Genomic DNA, 14,891 nt, shown 5'->3' on the forward strand with positions numbered 1-14,891 from the left:
GCGCCAGCGGCTGGGATATCCTAGCGGGATGGCCCGCATCCCCGACGCATTCATCGACGAACTGCTTACACGTACCGACATCGTCGAGGTGGTGGGCGGCCGCGTGCCGCTCAAGCGTCAGGGCAAGGAATATTCGGCACGCTGCCCGTTCCACGACGAGCGCTCGGCCTCGTTCACCGTCTCGCCGACCAAACAGTTCTATCACTGCTTCGGCTGCGGTGCGCATGGCACCGCGATCAGCTTCCTGATGAACTACGACCGCCTCGAGTTTCTCGACGCGGTCGACGAGCTGGCCAAGCGCGCCGGCATGGAGATCCCGCGCGAGACCCAGCAGCGCACCCCGCAACAGCAGGACGACAGCCGAGAGTTGTACTCGGCGCTGGAGGCGGCGACCAAGTTTTTCCAGCGCCAGCTCGAAGGCAACGCACGCGCCACCGAATACCTGGACGGGCGCGGCGTGGATGCGGAGAACCGTGCACGGTTCCAGATCGGCTACGCGCCCGATGGCTACAGCGCACTGAAGGACACCCTGGGTACCGATGCGCGCCGCATGAGCGTGCTCGAACGCGCCGGGCTGTTTTCCAAGAACGACCGCGGCCATGTCTACGACAAGTTCCGCGACCGGGTGATGTTCCCGATCTTCGACCGCCGCGGCCGCGTCATCGCCTTCGGCGGCCGCATCCTGGGCGCGCCGGCCGATGGCCGCGACCCCGGCCCGAAGTACCTCAATTCGCCGGAAACCGCGCTGTTCCACAAGGGCCGCGAGTTGTACGGCCTGTGGCAGGTGCGCCAGGCCAACCAGAAGATCGAACGGCTGATCGTGGTGGAGGGCTACATGGACGTGGTCTCGCTGTTCCAGTTCGGCGTGACCCAGGCGGTCGCCACCCTGGGCACGGCCACCACGCCCGAACATGCCGAGCTGCTGTTCCGCAATGCACCGGACGTTTACTTCTGTTTCGATGGCGACAACGCCGGGCGCAAGGCCGGCTGGCGTGCGCTCGAATCGGTGCTGCCACGCATGAAGGATGGCCGCCAGGCGTTCTTCCTGTTCCTGCCCGATGGCGAAGACCCGGACACCATCGTGCGCAAGGAAGGCGCGCAGGCCTTCGATACGCGCCTGAAACAGGCCACGCCACTGTCGCAGTTCTTCTTCGACGAGATGTCGCGGGACATCAACCTGCAGACGCTCGATGGCAAGGCCCGCCTGGCCGAGCGCGCGCGCCCGATGCTGGCGCAGATTCCCGACGGCGCATTTGGCGACCTGATGCGGCAGGAACTGGCGCGCATGACCGGTGTCGCTGCCTCGCCCGGTTCGCCCGGCCACGGCGCCACGCCACAGGCGCGCGTGCCCGCACGGATGGGTGCGCCGGTGCAGCGGCGCAGCCTGGTGCGCGCGTCCATCGCGATCCTGCTGCAGCAGCCTTCGCTGGCGATGGGCCTGGACCGCCACCACGACCTGGCCGGGCTGCGCCTGCCCGGCGTGGAGCTGCTGATGGAGTTGCTGGACATCGTGCAGCAGCGCCCGGAAATCAGCACCGGCGCGCTGCTGCAACACTTCACCGAACGCGAAGAACAGGCCGCCCTGCAGAAGCTGGCCGCGCAGGTGCTGCCCGGCGACGAACAGAGCTGGGCCATGGAGCTGCACGACGCCATTGCCCAGTTGGAAAAACAGCTGCTGCAGCAGCGCCTGGAAGAACTGCAGGCCAAGCAGCGCGCGCAGGGCCTGGACGAGACCGACAAATACGAACTGCGCGAACTGCTACGGCTGCGTCCCGGCGCGCGCTGAGTTGCCGGCGCACGCCACGGCCCCATGACCGACGCGCGCGGCCGGCGGCAGCCACCGCCGACCGCCGATGATTCAGATCTGCTTGAACAAGGTCCTGGCCATCGACTCCAGCACCCCACCGACCGCCTCCACCTTGCCGGCATCGGCCAGCGCGGTCTGCCCGGCATGCGCAACCAGCCGCTCGACCAGCGCGTCGCGCGCCTGCGTGGGGTCCACGCTCTGCGTTTGCGGCGCCCCCGCCGGCGGCACCGGCACCGGTGTCAGCCATTCGGCGATCAGCTCCTGGTAGGCGGTGGTGTGCTGGTGGGCCATCTGCTCGAGGAATTGCAAGATGGTGGTGGGGATGCCGGTCAGGGTGCCATCCAGCGGCTGGTTGGCGATCTGCGCATAGCTCACCGTGGAGGCCAGGGTATTGGCGATGGCGACATCCACCAGCACATCGATTTCCTTGATCGGATCGTTGCGGTAGAGCGTCTTGATCTGACTGAGCATCGGCACGGTCCAGGCATGCGGTACGCAATCGAGCGTATTCCACAGGTCCGCGTTCCAGATCTGATACGGCGCCTGGCCGGGTGCCGGCGATGGCAGCGTTTGCATGTACAACGCGGTGAACTCGCCGTTGCCGGGTGTCGCCCCGGCAGTGGGATAGCAGTGCACGGCGTTGAAATGGTCCAGCTTCCCATTGCTTTTCAACCAGGTCGCCAAGGTCGGCGACAGCGCGCCACCCAGGCTGTGCCCGGCAAAGATCACCGTGGCCTTGCTGCCATCGCGCGACTGCAGGAAATCCAGCAGCCCGGTAGTGGGCGCCAAGGCCGTGGACGGGCTCACCATGTTCAGCAGATGCCACACGCCGGTGGCCGCGCCCATCGAGATCACCGTGCTTCCCGGTTTGACCGGCTTTTTTGCGGCAACCGGTGCGGTGGCCAGCAACGGCGCGAAGCTGGTGAAATCCACCACCGAGGAGACGTCGAAGTCTTCGGTGAACCAGTCGTAGAACGATTCCGGATTGGTGGCACTCAGCGCAACCACATACGCCTCGCCGATGCCGGGCATGGCATCGGTGTGGGCGACATACATCGCATTGCCCGATAACGAGGACCCGGGCACTTGCCAGACCTGAGGCCCCCACAACAGCTGCCAATCGCCGATCCTGTCCTGGGTATCGGCAGAGGCCAGCGTCTGCAGCAAGGTGGTCTGGTAGTCCGCCTGCAGCGCGGGTTGGGTGCCCCTGCGGTCGCCGATCCAGTTGGCCAGTGCCGATAATGCAAACGTCTGCTGATATTGGTCGTAACGCATGAAGCGACTCCTTTCCCTGGCGCTGCGCGAAGAGGTGGGCGGACACGGGCGCAGCCCCGGTTTCACCCGGACACGCCGCTGGCGTGCGCAGCTGGAATCTAGCAAGGATTTGCCTGCCTGGATGGCAAACGCAGCAGACTTTGACCGACCGCACGGATCGCATCGACAACCACCGGGAACCACCCCGGCCCGACCGTTGCGGACCGGCATGCCGGTGTCCCCGGTACGCATCTGCCGCGCGGTGGCAGGGCCTGCGCGGCGGCTACCATGCGCAAGCCACGGCGCGAACCTTATAATGGCTGCCCGCTGGCCTCGCCGTCCCACGTCTCCTTGATGATGAAACACTGGCTGGCGCGGTTGCGCATCGATCCCTTCACCCTCGCGCTGCTGTGCACGGTCACGCTGGCCTCGCTGCTGCCGGTGTCCGGTACCGCCGCTGTGGTCATGGACGATGTCACCGACGTGGCGATCGCCGCATTGTTCTTCCTGCATGGTGCGCGGCTCTCGCGCGAGGCAGTCAAGGCCGGCGCGCTGCACTGGCGGCTGCATCTGGTGATCCTGGCCTGCACCTTCGTGCTGTTTCCGCTGCTCGGCCTGCTGCTCAAGCCGCTGGCACATGTGGCACTGACGCCGGAGTTGTATATCGGCGTGCTGTTCCTGTGCGCGCTGCCGTCCACCGTGCAGTCCTCGATCGCGTTCACCTCGATGGCGCGCGGCAATGTCCCGGCCGCAGTCTGCGCCGCCTCGCTGTCCAGCCTGCTGGGGGTGTTCTTCACTCCGCTGCTGATGGGCGCGCTGGTGGGCAGCCAGGGCGTAATGGCGCATCCGGCCGAAGCGATCGGCAAGATCGTGCTGCAATTGCTGGTGCCGTTCCTGGCCGGCCACTTCCTGCGCCCATGGATCGGCGGCTGGGTCGAACGGCGTCGTGCGGTGCTGCGCTACACCGACCAGGCCACCATCCTGCTGGTGGTCTACACCGCCTTCAGCGCGTCAGTGAACGAAGGGCTGTGGCAGAAGACCCCGTTGCCGGCCCTGCTTTCGGTCATCGGCGTGGCAGCCTTGTTGCTGGCGTTGGCGATGGTTTCGATCACTGTTCTTGCGCGGCGCCTGCACTTCAACCGCGCCGACGAGATCGCCATCGTGTTCTGCGGCTCGAAAAAAAGCCTGGCCACCGGCGTGCCGATGGCCAAAGTGATGTTCGCTGGCGGCGGGCTGGGCGCGATCGTGCTGCCGATCATGCTGTATCACCAGGTGCAGCTGATCGTCTGCGCGTTCGTGGCGGCGCGCTACGCGCGCACCACGCCGGACGTGTCGCAAGACCGGGCCGGCCGTCATTGATGGATGTGGTGCGGGCAACAGCGCAACGGCACAGTGCATGACAGTATTTCGCCTGGCCGACCTCCACCGGTTGTCAGCACAGGTACAAAAGTTATGACGCTGACGCGCCAGCGTGCGCTAGCGTAGGCGATCAACATCTGCCAACCCCATCGGTGACCGCCATGACGTTGTCGTTCCGACGCCCGTGCCCGTGCGCGATCGCGCTGCTGGCAGCCCTGACGTCCCTGGCAGGCTGCAACAAGCCCGAGACCCCGGCGACAGCGGCAACAGCGGCCAGGGCAACTGCAACGCCGGCTCCCGCGTCCAGCATCGCCTGGCGCGAAGGCGATGTGGACGATGCCTTCGCCGAAGCCAGGGAGACCGGCAAGCCGGTCCTGCTGTACTGGGGCGCAGCCTGGTGCCCGCCCTGCAATCGACTCAAGGCCACCTTGTTCAAGGACCCGGCGTTCATCGCGCGTACCCGGCAATTCGTCGCCGTGCACCTGGATGGCGATTCGGAGGGTGCGCAGGCCTGGGGCGAACGCTTCGGCATCAAGGGTTACCCCACCATCATCGTGCTGCGTCCGGACCGCAGCGAGATCACCCGCCTGGCCGGCGACGCCGATAACGCCCGCCTGGTCGACGTGCTGCGCGTTGCCGCCAGCAGCACCAGTACCGTCAAACAGCTGCTGGACACCGCGCTGCATGCGCCACAGACCCTGACGGCGGACGACTGGTCGGTGCTCGGCAACTACGCCTGGGGCACCGACGACCGCCTGCTCAAGCGCGAGGACGCAGCGGGCGTACTGACCCGGCTTTCCACGGTGGCGCCGCAGCCCGCGCTACAGCGCAGCTTTGCCCTGGAAGCACTCACCGCGACGAAGGACCCGCCCGCCCCCACTCCGGCCTATCGCACGTTGCTTGAGTCCGTGCTGGCCGATCCGGCAGAGGTACGCGCCAATCTCGGCTCACTGAACTACATGCCGGCACGCCTGGTCGCGGCCGCCAGCGCCGATGCCGGCGAACGCGCCACGCTGTCCACCGCCGTGGTCAATGCCCTGGACAAGGTCTACGCCGACCCCACACTGCCGGTCTCCGACAGGCTCGGCACCGCGTTCGCGCGCATCCAGCTCGCCCGTCTGGCACAGGGCCAACCGACCGAGGCCGAAACGAAGGATCCCCAGCCGCGGCTTCCGCAGGAGGTCGTCGCTACCGTGCGCCAACGCGTGCAGTGGGCGAGCCAGGCCGCCAGGACCGATGAAGAACGCCAGTCCACCATCAGCACGGCAGCGGCCCTGCTGAGTGAGGTGGGTGACCGCAGTGGCGCCGAACAGCTGTTGCTGGCAGAACTCTCGCGGACCAGGACGCCGTACTACTACATGCCGGAACTGGCAGAGCTGGCCGAACACCGCGGCGACAAGAAAACCGCCCTGTCATGGCTCAAGAAGGCGTACGAAAGCGCACAGGGCCCCGCCACCCGCGTGCAATGGGGTGTGCTGTATGTCGATGGACTGATCCGGCTCAGCCCGGACGACACGACAGGCATCGAAACCGCCGCCACGCAGGTGATTGGCGAACTGGCCGGGCAACCGGACGGCTACCGCCAGCGCACCCGGCAACGTTTCGACACGCTCGCCGCAGCCCTGAAACGCTGGAGCACGCAGCATCGTCGAGACGGCAGTGCGGTCCTCGCGCGGCTACAGAAGAAGATGCAGTCCAGCTGCGGCAGCAAGAATGCCAGCGACTGCGCCAGCTGGCTGAGTTGAGACCTGGACACCTGCGGCGGCCTGCCTGCCGCCGCACGCAGCATCCCGGCCTGGCATGCGCGTTCTATCGGACCCAGGGCAACAGCAGGTGATCGACCATGAGAAATGCGAATAGCGCCATCAGATAGACAATGGAGTAGCCGAACATCTTCATCGAAAACAGCTCGTCCGGCGGATCGAGCATGCGCCAGGCGTACCAGAGGAACACCACGTTGAGCACCAGCGCGCCGCCCAGGTAGAACACCCCGCTCATGCCCACCACCACCGGCAGCAACGTCACGATCGCCAGCACGATCGTGTACACCAGGATCTGCTTGCGCGTGTGCGGCACGCCATGGGTCACCGGCAACATCGGGATCGCCGCCTTGGCGTAGTCGGCACGGCGGAAGATCGCCAGCGCCCAGAAATGCGGCGGTGTCCAGATGAAGATGATCAGCACCAGCAGCGAGGCATTGATCCAGTCCGTCGTGGTCGGCAGCCCGGTCACGGCGGCCCACCCCAGCATCGGCGGCGTGGCGCCGGCCAACCCGCCGATCACGATGTTCTGCGAGGTGGCGCGTTTCAGGTACACGGTGTAGATCACTGCATAACCGATCAACGAGGCGAAGGTCAGCACTGCGGTGATGACATTCACCCACACCACCAGGAGGGTCATGGAGACGGCGATCAGCGCGCTGGCGAACACCAATACCTGCCACGGCCGCACCTTGCCTACCACCAGCGGACGCCACGAGGTACGCGCCATTTGCGCATCGATCTTGGCGTCGAGCAATTGGTTGATCGCCGCCGCTGCCGAGGCCGCCAGCCAGATGCCCAGAAAGCCCAGCGCACCGGTGCGCACCTGCACCCACGACGGCATGCCGGGAATGGCCAGGAACATGCCCACCAGCGCTGTGAACACGATCAGTGCCACCACCTTAGGTTTGGTCAGATCCCAGTAATCGCGTGCGCTGACAGCCATGCTCACTCCGGCGCGCGCAACCGCGCCAACAGGGAGACCAGCACGAACAACAGTGCCACCGCGCCACCGTTATGCAGTACCGACACTTCCAGCGGCAGCGCCAGCTTGACGTTGAGAACGCCCAGCGTCACCTGCACGGCCACCAGCAACGCCAATGCGCCTGCCCACACCCGCATGCCTGGCGAGCGTGACAAGCGCCACGCCAACCACCACAAGTACAGCGCGGTCGCAATCGCCCACAGCCGGTGCGCCATCTGGATGGCGATACGCGCCGCGCCATCGAGCACGCCGCCTTCGTAATCCACGCCGATCCCGCGCCACAGCGTAAAGCCCTCGCGGACGTCGTGCGGCGGCCACCACTGGCTGACGCAACGCGGGAAGTTGTCGGCCGACCAGCTACCGCCGCCGCACGCCAGCGCGGCGTAGTTGGCGCTGACCCAGCCACCGAGCGCAATCTGCAGGCCGAGCACCACCACGCCCAGCCGCAGCAGCCATTTCAACCGCGAGGCGTCGGCCAGCGTGATCGGCAAGTGCGTGGCGCGCCAGGCCATCCACACCAGCAGCGAGAACATCAACATGCCGCCCAGCAGATGGCCCATCACCACGATGGGCTTGAGCAGCAGCGTCACCGTCCACATGCCCAGCAGCGCCTGGAAGATCACCACCGCCAGCGTCAGCACCGCCGCGCGCGCCAGGTCGATATTGCTCCAGCGCAGCGCGGCCAGCAGCAGGATGGCCTCGCCGGCCAGCGCCACGCCCATTGCCAATCCGTGCCAGCCAGACATGTACAAGGGAATCGACAACGCCACCAGCACCGCGGCCGAGACGACCTGGGCGATGCCCATGCGACGGCGGCGCGCAGCCAGCAGCGTCAGCACCAATACCTCCACACCCAGCGCACCGGCCAGGAAGCGGTGCACCTGCTCGCGCCAGGCCTTGTGCGACTCCAGCGGCCGGATCTTGCTGGCCACATGCGTATTGGCTTCGTCGGTGGTCTGCGGCCAGGTCACGCGACCGTAGCAGGTCGGCCAGTCCGGGCAGCTCATGCCGGCATCGGACAGCCGCACGAACGAGCCGAACAGGATCGTGCTCGCAGTGAACAACGCCGCCAGCCAGGCCATGCGGTGGAAGTGGCGGAACAGTGCCGGTGGTGCAAACAGATTCATCGAAACGGGCTCACATCAATTTCAGCAGCTTGACCAGATCGGCGCGCAGGCCAGCCGGGTCGAACCCCGGGGCATAGCGCAGGATCACGAAGCCGTTGGGGTCGATCACATACACCGGCACGCCGGCCGCATCGTCTGCATGCGGCAGCGCGCCGCGCAGCTGCAGGTCGTCGCGCAGCACGCGCAAGGCCGGCATCGGCGGCAGCCCGGCCGGCGGCGTACCGATCCACAGCACCTCCACCTTGTCGGCACGGTGTCCGAGCAGTTGCCACACTTTGTCCAGCTCGGCGGCCAATGCCAGGCACTGCTGCATGCAATCGGCCGGCGGTGCCAGCGCGATACGCCACATGCGCTCGCCCGGTGCCCACGCATATGGCTGCCCATCCGCACGCACAGGCTTCAGCGCGCGGAGGTCGGCCGGCGGGTTGAGCAATTGGCCGTTGTTGCGCATCGACGCAGGCTGCCACCCGGCAAAGCGCAGTCCGCCGGCCAGCGCCATCGAGCCGAAGAACAGCACCGCCAGGGCAATCAGCATTCTGCGGCCGCGTTTGACCGCGTGCGGGTTGGCCGATGGGGAGAGAGTCATGCCGGCGATTTTCTCATGCCGCAGGCGTCAGTGCCCGCGTCGGCGGCGACGCCGCGCACGCCAGGTCAGCAGTGCAGCGGTGCTCATCACCGCAGCCGCCAGCCCGAACCATTGCACCGCATAACCCAAGTGCCGCGCGGGCGGCAGCGTGTTCGGCAGCATCTCCAGATCGCGCACGTAGCCCACGGGCACAGCCGGATCCAGCCGCAGGACCTGCGACGAAATGTCGCGCCTGCCCAAGGCCCCACGCACTGCCTCCGGGTCCAGCCGCGTGGCCAGCCAGGTGGACGAGGTGGCAGTGGGTGCCAGTGCAGGACCGATCGCCAGCCCTGCCGACGGCGGCGCACCCAGCAAGCCCTGCACGGCGCGCACACCGTCCAGCGTCGCGAGGGTGGGCAACTGCCGATTCGCCGGCAACGGCAGCCAGCCGAGATCGACCAGTAGCGCTGCTGATGCGCCTTCCACCGCAGCGAGTTGATAGACGCGCACACCCGCACGCCCATCATGCAGTTGGTTGTCCAACAACACCTGCTGCGGCACAAAGCGCACACGCCCGCTCACCCAGCTCAGCGCCTGTGGGCTGGCCAGGGCCTGCACCAGGGTCAATGGCTGCTCCCGCACATGCGCCGCGCGTTCCAGCAATGCCTGCTTGCTGTGCATGCGCTGCAGCTGCCACTGGCCCAGCGCCGCAAATCCTCCGCTCACCAGCACCGCCAACATCCATCCCAGCACTGCCGTGTGCCTGCGCGTCATGACAAGCAACGCAAAAAAGCGTGCAATGGTCGCACCATGTCGACGACCCCCGGGGTTGCTGTGAACGATTCGCTCAAGACGCTGCTGATTGTCGCCTTCCTGATCGTGATTCTGTGGAACCTGGGTGCCGGCCTGTACTACCTGCTCACCGACCGCGGCCAGACCAAACGTACCGTCAACGCACTCACCTGGCGCATCGGCCTATCGGTGGCATTGATCGCCATCGTGATTCTCGGCATCTACACCGGCTGGATCAAGCCGCATGGCATCGGCCGCTGACGTGCCGGGAATGGGGAATCGGGAATGGGGAATCGCAAAGGCATAAGCGGGCTCGCTCTTGCGATTCCCGATTCCCGATTCTCAAAGGACATACACGAATAGGAACAGCGCCAGCCACACCACGTCGACGAAGTGCCAATACCATGCCGCCGCTTCGAAGGCGAAGTGATTGTCGCGGGTAAAGTGACCCTTGGCCACGCGCAGCCACATCACCGCCAGCATGATGGTGCCCAGCAGCACGTGCATGCCATGGAACCCGGTGAGCATGAAGAAGGTCGAGCCATAAATGCCCGAACCGAGGGTGAGATTGAGTTCGGTGTAGGCGTGGATGTACTCCTCCGCCTGCAGGAACAGGAACACACAGCCCAGCAGCACCGTCAGCCCCAGCCACACCAGCAGCGCGCCACGGCGCCCGCCCTTCAACGCATGGTGCGCGATGGTCAGCGTCACGCCCGAGGTGAGCAGGATCAAGGTATTGATGAGCGGCAGTCCCCAGGCCGGAATGGTCTGGAACTGCCCGCCGATCGTACCCGGGCCGTTGGTGGGCCAGCCGGCCGAATAGCCATTCCACAGTAATTCGTTGGTCATCACGCCATCGCCCTCGCCCCCCAGCCAGGGCAGCGTGAGCACGCGCGTGTAGAACAAAGCACCGAAAAACGCGGCGAAAAACATCACCTCGGAAAAAATGAACCACACCATCCCCATGCGGAACGACCCGTCCACCTGGCGGTTGTAGTGGCCCGCATTGGATTCGCGGATGACATCGCCAAACCACAGGAACAAGGTCGCCAGCAACATCGCCATGCCGGCGAAGAACGTCCAGCGCCCCCAGGCCGCATCGTTGAGCCAGCTGGCCACGCCGATCATCATCACGAACATCGCAATCGAGCCGACAAACGGCCATTTGCTCTGGCTCGGGACGAAATACGCATCGGCGTTGGGACTGTGATCGGCCATGGCGTTGCTTCCGTGTCGTGGTGAGTGTGGATGGACGTTAAGGTGCGGCGCGCGGCGCGCCGGAAGCGCCTGGCCCCTGCAATTCAGAGGTCAGCGCGTCGTTGCGGTAGAACGTATAGGACAAGGTGATGGTGGTGACTTCCGGCGGCAGCGCCGGATCGACGATGAAACGCAGCGGCATGTCGCGCGTCTCGCCGGCCTGCAAGGTCTGCGCGGTGAAGCAGAAGCATTCGGTCTTGTTGAAATAGCCCGATGCACGCGCTGGCGCGACCGACGGGACCGCGCTGCCGACCACCGCACGCGTACTGTCGTTACGCGCGAAGTACAGCGCTTCATTGAGTTCGCCCGGCACCACATCCATCGTCATCTGCTCGGGATGGAAGGTCCATGGCAACTTGGAATTGACCCCGGCATCGAACTCCACCCGTACCGTGCGCTTGCCCGGCACGGCGAGCGTGCCCGCGCCTGCCCGCACGTTACCGGGCGCGCGCTCCATGCGGATACCGAAGACCTTTTCGCAGGCAATGCGATACAGCGGTACAAGGGAAAACGTCAGCACGAACACGCCCAGCACCACACCGAGCAGCTTGAACAAGCCAGCCGTGGGTGCAGGCGCGCGCGCGCGGGCATTCACCGCCCGATGACTCCGGATGCGATGAACCCCGCGTAGATCAGCAACGCGATGATGCCGACCGTGATCGCCGTACGCCGCACTGCGCGGCGCTGCTGCGCCTGGCGCTCGGCCGCCGAAAGCAGGCGCGTCACCGCCGGCTCCGAGGCGGACTCAGTGACCGATGTCTTCATGGGCAAGATCTCCAGGCTTGATCACCGGCGGCACGGTAAAGGTATGCGCTGGCGCCGGCGACGGCACCGTCCACTCCAGCCCCTTGGCGCCTTCCCATGCGCGCGCATCGGCCCTGGCACCACTGCGCAACGAGGCAAGCAGGATGCCGGCCATCAGGAACGGCGTGGCGAACATGCCGAACGCACCGATCGAGCTGACCAGGTTCCAATCGGCGAACACCACGTTGTAATCGGGAATGCGCCGCGGCATGCCGGCCAGACCAAGGAAATGCTGCGGGAAGAACAGCAGGTTGACGAAGATCATCGTCCACCAGAAATGGAACTTGGCCCAGGCCTCGTTGTACATGCGCCCGGTCCATTTCGGCCACCAGTAGTACACCGCCGCGATCAGCGCGAACACCGCGCCGGTGACCAGCACGTAATGGAAATGCGCCACCACGAAGTAGGTGTCGTGGTACTGGAAGTCGGCCGGCACGATCGCCAGCATCAGGCCCGAGAAACCGCCGATGCTGAAGAGGATCACGAACGCCACCGCCCACAGCATCGGCGATTCGAAGGTCAGCGAGCCCTTCCACATCGTGCTGACCCAGTTGAACACCTTCACCCCGGTCGGGATGGAGATCAGCATGGTGGCGAACATAAAGTAGATCTCGCCACCCAGCGGCATGCCCACGGTGAACATGTGGTGGGCCCAAACGATGAAGCTCAGGAAGGCGATCGCCGCGATGGCATAGACCATCGCCTGGTAGCCGAACAGCGGCTTGCGGCTGAAGGTGGGGATGATTTCGCTGACCACGCCGAACGCCGGCAGGATCATGATGTAGACCTCCGGGTGCCCGAAGAACCAGAAGATGTGCTGGTACATCACCGGATCGCCACCGCCTGCCGCGTTGAAGAAGCTGGTGCCGAAGAACTTGTCGGTCAGCAGCATGGTCACCGCGCCGGCCAGCACCGGCATCACCGCGATCAGCAGGAAGGCGGTAATCAGCCAGGCCCAGCAGAAGATCGGCATTTTCAGCAGATCGATGCCCGGTGCACGCATGTTGAGCACGGTGGCAATGATGTTGATCGCGCCCATGATCGAGCTGACGCCGGCCACATGGATCGCAAACACGCTGAAGGCCACGTTGTAGCCGCCCTGCAAGGACAGCGGCGGATACAGCGTCCAGCCACCGGCCGGCGCACCGCCGGGCAGGAACAGCGTCAGCAGCAGCAAGGTGAAGGCAACCGGCAGCAGCCAGAACGACCAGTTGTTCATGCGTGGCAACGCCATGTCCGGCGCGCCGATCTGCAGCGGAATCATCCAGTTGGCCAGGCCCACGAAGGCCGGCATCACCCCACCGAAGATCATCACCAGCGCATGCACGGTGGTCATCTGGTTGAAGAATTCGGGTTTGACGAACTGCAGGCCGGGTTGCATCAGTTCGGCGCGGATCACCACGCTCATCGCCGCGCCGATGATGAACATCACGAAGGAGAACAGCAGGTACAGCGTGCCGATGTCCTTGTGATTGGTCGAAAAGAACCAGCGCTCGACGAAACCGGGCTGGTGGTGTCCGTGGTGATCGACTGCGGTATGCGCCATGACGGAACGACCTCTGCGAAACGATGCGGTTGCGTGCGGTTAGAGAGCGGCGGTCGGTGCGGCGGCCGGCGGTGCGGGTGCGGCGTCACCGGCCGGCGTCGGCGCGGGGGCTGCAGGTGCGGCAGCCGGCGCCGCTTGCGCAGCGTTGCGACGCGCAGCCAGCCAGCGCTGGAACTCGGCCTTGGGCAGGGCTTCGACAACGATCGGCATGAACCCGTGGTCCTTGCCGCACAGCTCGGCGCATTGCCCGCGATACACACCCGGCTGCTCGATATTGGTCCAGGCTTCGTTGACGATGCCCGGGATGGCATCCTGCTTCCAGCCCAGCGCCGGTACCCACCACGCGTGGATGACGTCGTCGGCGGTAATCACGAAGCGGATCTTGGTACCGACCGGCAATACCAGCCGGTTATCCACGTCGAGCAGGTAATGTGGCTGCGAGGCCATGGTGGGACGCTCGCCGCTCTGGCGGATGCGGTCGGACTCGCGCGCCAGCCGGCTGGTGAACTCCACGCCCTGGCCCAGGTATTCGTACTTCCACATCCACTGGTAGCCGGTGACCTTGACCGTCATTTCCGATTCGCGGGTGTCGTACATCGCAATCAGCTTGGCGGTTGCCGGCCAGGCCATGGCAATCAGCACCAGCACCGGAATCACCGTCCACAGCACTTCGGCCCGCGTGTTGTGGCTGAACTGTGCAGCCACCGCGCCCTTGGACTTGCGGAATTTGAAGATGGCATAGCCCATCGCGCCGAACACCAGCACGCCGATCACCACGCAGACCCACAGCGCCACCATGTGCGCCTCGTAGGCCATGCGCGCGGTCTGGGTCACCCCGCGGCCCATGTTGAGCTGCCACGCCGCGGGGTCGGCCGACTGCGCCAACGCCGCCGGCGCGCTCGCCAGCGCTGCCACGGCCAATCCCAACCGCATGTACATCGACTTCCAGCTGCTGCGTTGCGTCATTGCCTAGACCCTTACGTCATCGGTGACGGCCATTGGCGGCCGCGAGCAAGCGTTTCAGCGTATCTGCCAGTTCCACACGTTCAGCCGGCCCGAGAAAACTTCCGATCTCGATCTGCCTGCCGCTGCTCACCAACAGCACCCTGTCATCGCGTTCCACACATAACCGCACCCAATGCGGATGTGCCTGAAACGCTGGTGGCGCGTGCCCGGACGGAAACACCTCGACAGCGGTCTCCCCTACCTGGATCGCTTCTTCGCGCTCGCCGCTTCGCCACAACTGCCGCAGCGCCAACGCCACCACACCACTGTGCAACAAGGCGAATACCGGCGCGAATACATTGCCGGTCCACCACCCCAGGCCCGCAAACAACCACATCATTCCAGCCAGAACCGCGAACAACAGCACGAATTGCCGGAACGACAGCGCCCTTGGAGGCCGCAACCGTAACTGCGTCCCGACCCTTTCGGACATCAACGGCAGCACTTCGATCATTGATAACACGCAGTGCACTGCGGGAACAGCTCGATGGTAGACCCGCGCCGACGCATGCGGCAAGCGTTTCCGGCAATCGGAAATTTGCTGCAGTGCAGCTAAAAGTACGCAAAAAATCAACCACTTCACGGAAAGATCGGGGATGCACGCCCCGCCAGCGGACGGGTCATCGCCTG

15 protein-coding genes are annotated in these 14,891 nt (G+C 65.4%); 4 read left to right on the forward strand and 11 right to left on the reverse strand.

Translation table 11 applies throughout. The features are described from left to right. The first annotated feature begins 28 nt into the window (after positions 1-28). Positions 29-1,786, forward strand: a complete 1,758-nt coding sequence (gene dnaG, locus ACCQ13_RS18605; RefSeq protein ID WP_274391999.1) for a DNA primase — start codon at positions 29-31, stop codon at positions 1,784-1,786. Between the two features lie 72 nt (positions 1,787-1,858). Here dnaG and ACCQ13_RS18610 read toward each other — a convergent pair whose 3' ends face one another. Further along, positions 1,859-3,082: a lipase family protein gene (locus ACCQ13_RS18610; protein WP_159407740.1), complete on the reverse strand. Its 1,224-nt coding sequence runs from the start codon at positions 3,080-3,082 to the stop codon at positions 1,859-1,861. 333 nt (positions 3,083-3,415) lie between these two features. Here ACCQ13_RS18610 and ACCQ13_RS18615 point away from each other — a divergent pair, with 333 nt between their 5' ends. Beyond that, positions 3,416-4,420, forward strand: coding sequence for a bile acid:sodium symporter family protein (locus ACCQ13_RS18615; RefSeq protein WP_104605194.1), 1,005 nt, complete (start codon positions 3,416-3,418; stop codon positions 4,418-4,420). 161 nt (positions 4,421-4,581) lie between these two features. Then, complete coding sequence (locus tag ACCQ13_RS18620; protein WP_159407741.1) at positions 4,582-6,165, forward strand: thioredoxin family protein; 1,584 nt, start codon at positions 4,582-4,584, stop codon at positions 6,163-6,165. A 64-nt stretch (positions 6,166-6,229) separates the two neighbouring features. Here the strand turns inward: ACCQ13_RS18620 and cyoE are convergent, their stop codons facing one another. The 4 genes from cyoE to ACCQ13_RS18640 are packed head-to-tail and all read right to left on the reverse strand — an operon-like array spanning position 6,230 to position 9,631. Next, positions 6,230-7,126, reverse strand: coding sequence for a heme o synthase (cyoE, locus tag ACCQ13_RS18625; RefSeq protein ID WP_104605168.1), 897 nt, complete (start codon positions 7,124-7,126; stop codon positions 6,230-6,232). 2 nt (positions 7,127-7,128) lie between these two features. After that, complete coding sequence (locus tag ACCQ13_RS18630) at positions 7,129-8,292, reverse strand: COX15/CtaA family protein (RefSeq protein WP_104605170.1); 1,164 nt, start codon at positions 8,290-8,292, stop codon at positions 7,129-7,131. A gap of 10 nt (positions 8,293-8,302) precedes the next feature. Further along, positions 8,303-8,878, reverse strand: coding sequence for a redox-active disulfide-containing membrane protein (locus ACCQ13_RS18635; RefSeq protein WP_159407742.1), 576 nt, complete (start codon positions 8,876-8,878; stop codon positions 8,303-8,305). A 27-nt stretch (positions 8,879-8,905) separates the two neighbouring features. Beyond that, positions 8,906-9,631 (reverse strand): SURF1 family protein, encoded by a 726-nt coding sequence (locus tag ACCQ13_RS18640; RefSeq protein ID WP_159407743.1) that lies wholly within the window; start codon positions 9,629-9,631, stop codon positions 8,906-8,908. A gap of 60 nt (positions 9,632-9,691) precedes the next feature. Here ACCQ13_RS18640 and ACCQ13_RS18645 point away from each other — a divergent pair, with 60 nt between their 5' ends. After that, positions 9,692-9,910, forward strand: coding sequence for a twin transmembrane helix small protein (locus tag ACCQ13_RS18645; RefSeq protein WP_017157720.1), 219 nt, complete (start codon positions 9,692-9,694; stop codon positions 9,908-9,910). 81 nt (positions 9,911-9,991) lie between these two features. On the opposite strand, the gene ACCQ13_RS18650 is transcribed toward ACCQ13_RS18645, so the two are convergent. From ACCQ13_RS18650 to ACCQ13_RS18675, 6 genes are read right to left on the reverse strand one after another with little or no spacing between them, the layout of a single operon-like run. Continuing rightward, positions 9,992-10,867 (reverse strand): cytochrome c oxidase subunit 3, encoded by an 876-nt coding sequence (locus tag ACCQ13_RS18650; protein WP_159407744.1) that lies wholly within the window; start codon positions 10,865-10,867, stop codon positions 9,992-9,994. A 37-nt stretch (positions 10,868-10,904) separates the two neighbouring features. Further along, the gene (locus ACCQ13_RS18655; RefSeq protein WP_159407745.1) at positions 10,905-11,501 is read right to left on the reverse strand and encodes a cytochrome c oxidase assembly protein; all 597 of its coding nucleotides are present in this window, start codon (positions 11,499-11,501) and stop codon (positions 10,905-10,907) included. Beyond that, entirely contained in the window at positions 11,498-11,671 is a 174-nt protein-coding gene (locus ACCQ13_RS18660; protein ID WP_010374673.1) for a hypothetical protein, read from the reverse strand. Before ACCQ13_RS18660 ends, ACCQ13_RS18655 begins: the two co-directional genes overlap by 4 nt. Then, positions 11,652-13,256: a cytochrome c oxidase subunit I gene (ctaD, locus tag ACCQ13_RS18665; RefSeq protein WP_104605180.1), complete on the reverse strand. Its 1,605-nt coding sequence runs from the start codon at positions 13,254-13,256 to the stop codon at positions 11,652-11,654. The genes ACCQ13_RS18660 and ctaD overlap by 20 nt, the downstream gene beginning before the upstream one ends. Positions 13,257-13,295: 39 nt before the next feature. After that, positions 13,296-14,222 (reverse strand): cytochrome c oxidase subunit II, encoded by a 927-nt coding sequence (coxB, locus tag ACCQ13_RS18670; RefSeq protein WP_159407746.1) that lies wholly within the window; start codon positions 14,220-14,222, stop codon positions 13,296-13,298. Between the two features lie 16 nt (positions 14,223-14,238). Beyond that, positions 14,239-14,715: a DUF2244 domain-containing protein gene (locus ACCQ13_RS18675; RefSeq protein ID WP_159408035.1), complete on the reverse strand. Its 477-nt coding sequence runs from the start codon at positions 14,713-14,715 to the stop codon at positions 14,239-14,241. Between the last annotated feature and the right edge of the window lie 176 nt (positions 14,716-14,891).

It is taken from the genome of Xanthomonas sp. NCPPB 1638 (assembly GCF_041475635.2).
Classification (GTDB): Bacteria; Pseudomonadota; Gammaproteobacteria; order Xanthomonadales; family Xanthomonadaceae; genus Xanthomonas; species Xanthomonas cucurbitae.

What these genes read in the sequence shown, in the direction of transcription:
- dnaG (WP_274391999.1), top strand. Translation starts at nt 29, where the DNA reads ATGGCCCGCATCCCCGACGCATTCATCGACGAACTGCTTACACGTACC.
- coxB (WP_159407746.1), bottom strand. Translation starts at nt 14,222, where the DNA reads ATGACGCAACGCAGCAGCTGGAAGTCGATGTACATGCGGTTGGGATTG.
- ACCQ13_RS18610 (WP_159407740.1), bottom strand. Translation starts at nt 3,082, where the DNA reads ATGCGTTACGACCAATATCAGCAGACGTTTGCATTATCGGCACTGGCC.
- ACCQ13_RS18635 (WP_159407742.1), bottom strand. Translation starts at nt 8,878, where the DNA reads ATGACTCTCTCCCCATCGGCCAACCCGCACGCGGTCAAACGCGGCCGC.
- ACCQ13_RS18650 (WP_159407744.1), bottom strand. Translation starts at nt 10,867, where the DNA reads ATGGCCGATCACAGTCCCAACGCCGATGCGTATTTCGTCCCGAGCCAG.
- ACCQ13_RS18675 (WP_159408035.1), bottom strand. Translation starts at nt 14,715, where the DNA reads ATGATCGAAGTGCTGCCGTTGATGTCCGAAAGGGTCGGGACGCAGTTA.
- ACCQ13_RS18615 (WP_104605194.1), top strand. Translation starts at nt 3,416, where the DNA reads ATGATGAAACACTGGCTGGCGCGGTTGCGCATCGATCCCTTCACCCTC.
- ACCQ13_RS18640 (WP_159407743.1), bottom strand. Translation starts at nt 9,631, where the DNA reads ATGACGCGCAGGCACACGGCAGTGCTGGGATGGATGTTGGCGGTGCTG.
- ACCQ13_RS18620 (WP_159407741.1), top strand. Translation starts at nt 4,582, where the DNA reads ATGACGTTGTCGTTCCGACGCCCGTGCCCGTGCGCGATCGCGCTGCTG.
- ctaD (WP_104605180.1), bottom strand. Translation starts at nt 13,256, where the DNA reads ATGGCGCATACCGCAGTCGATCACCACGGACACCACCAGCCCGGTTTC.
- ACCQ13_RS18660 (WP_010374673.1), bottom strand. Translation starts at nt 11,671, where the DNA reads ATGAAGACATCGGTCACTGAGTCCGCCTCGGAGCCGGCGGTGACGCGC.
- ACCQ13_RS18630 (WP_104605170.1), bottom strand. Translation starts at nt 8,292, where the DNA reads ATGAATCTGTTTGCACCACCGGCACTGTTCCGCCACTTCCACCGCATG.
- cyoE (WP_104605168.1), bottom strand. Translation starts at nt 7,126, where the DNA reads ATGGCTGTCAGCGCACGCGATTACTGGGATCTGACCAAACCTAAGGTG.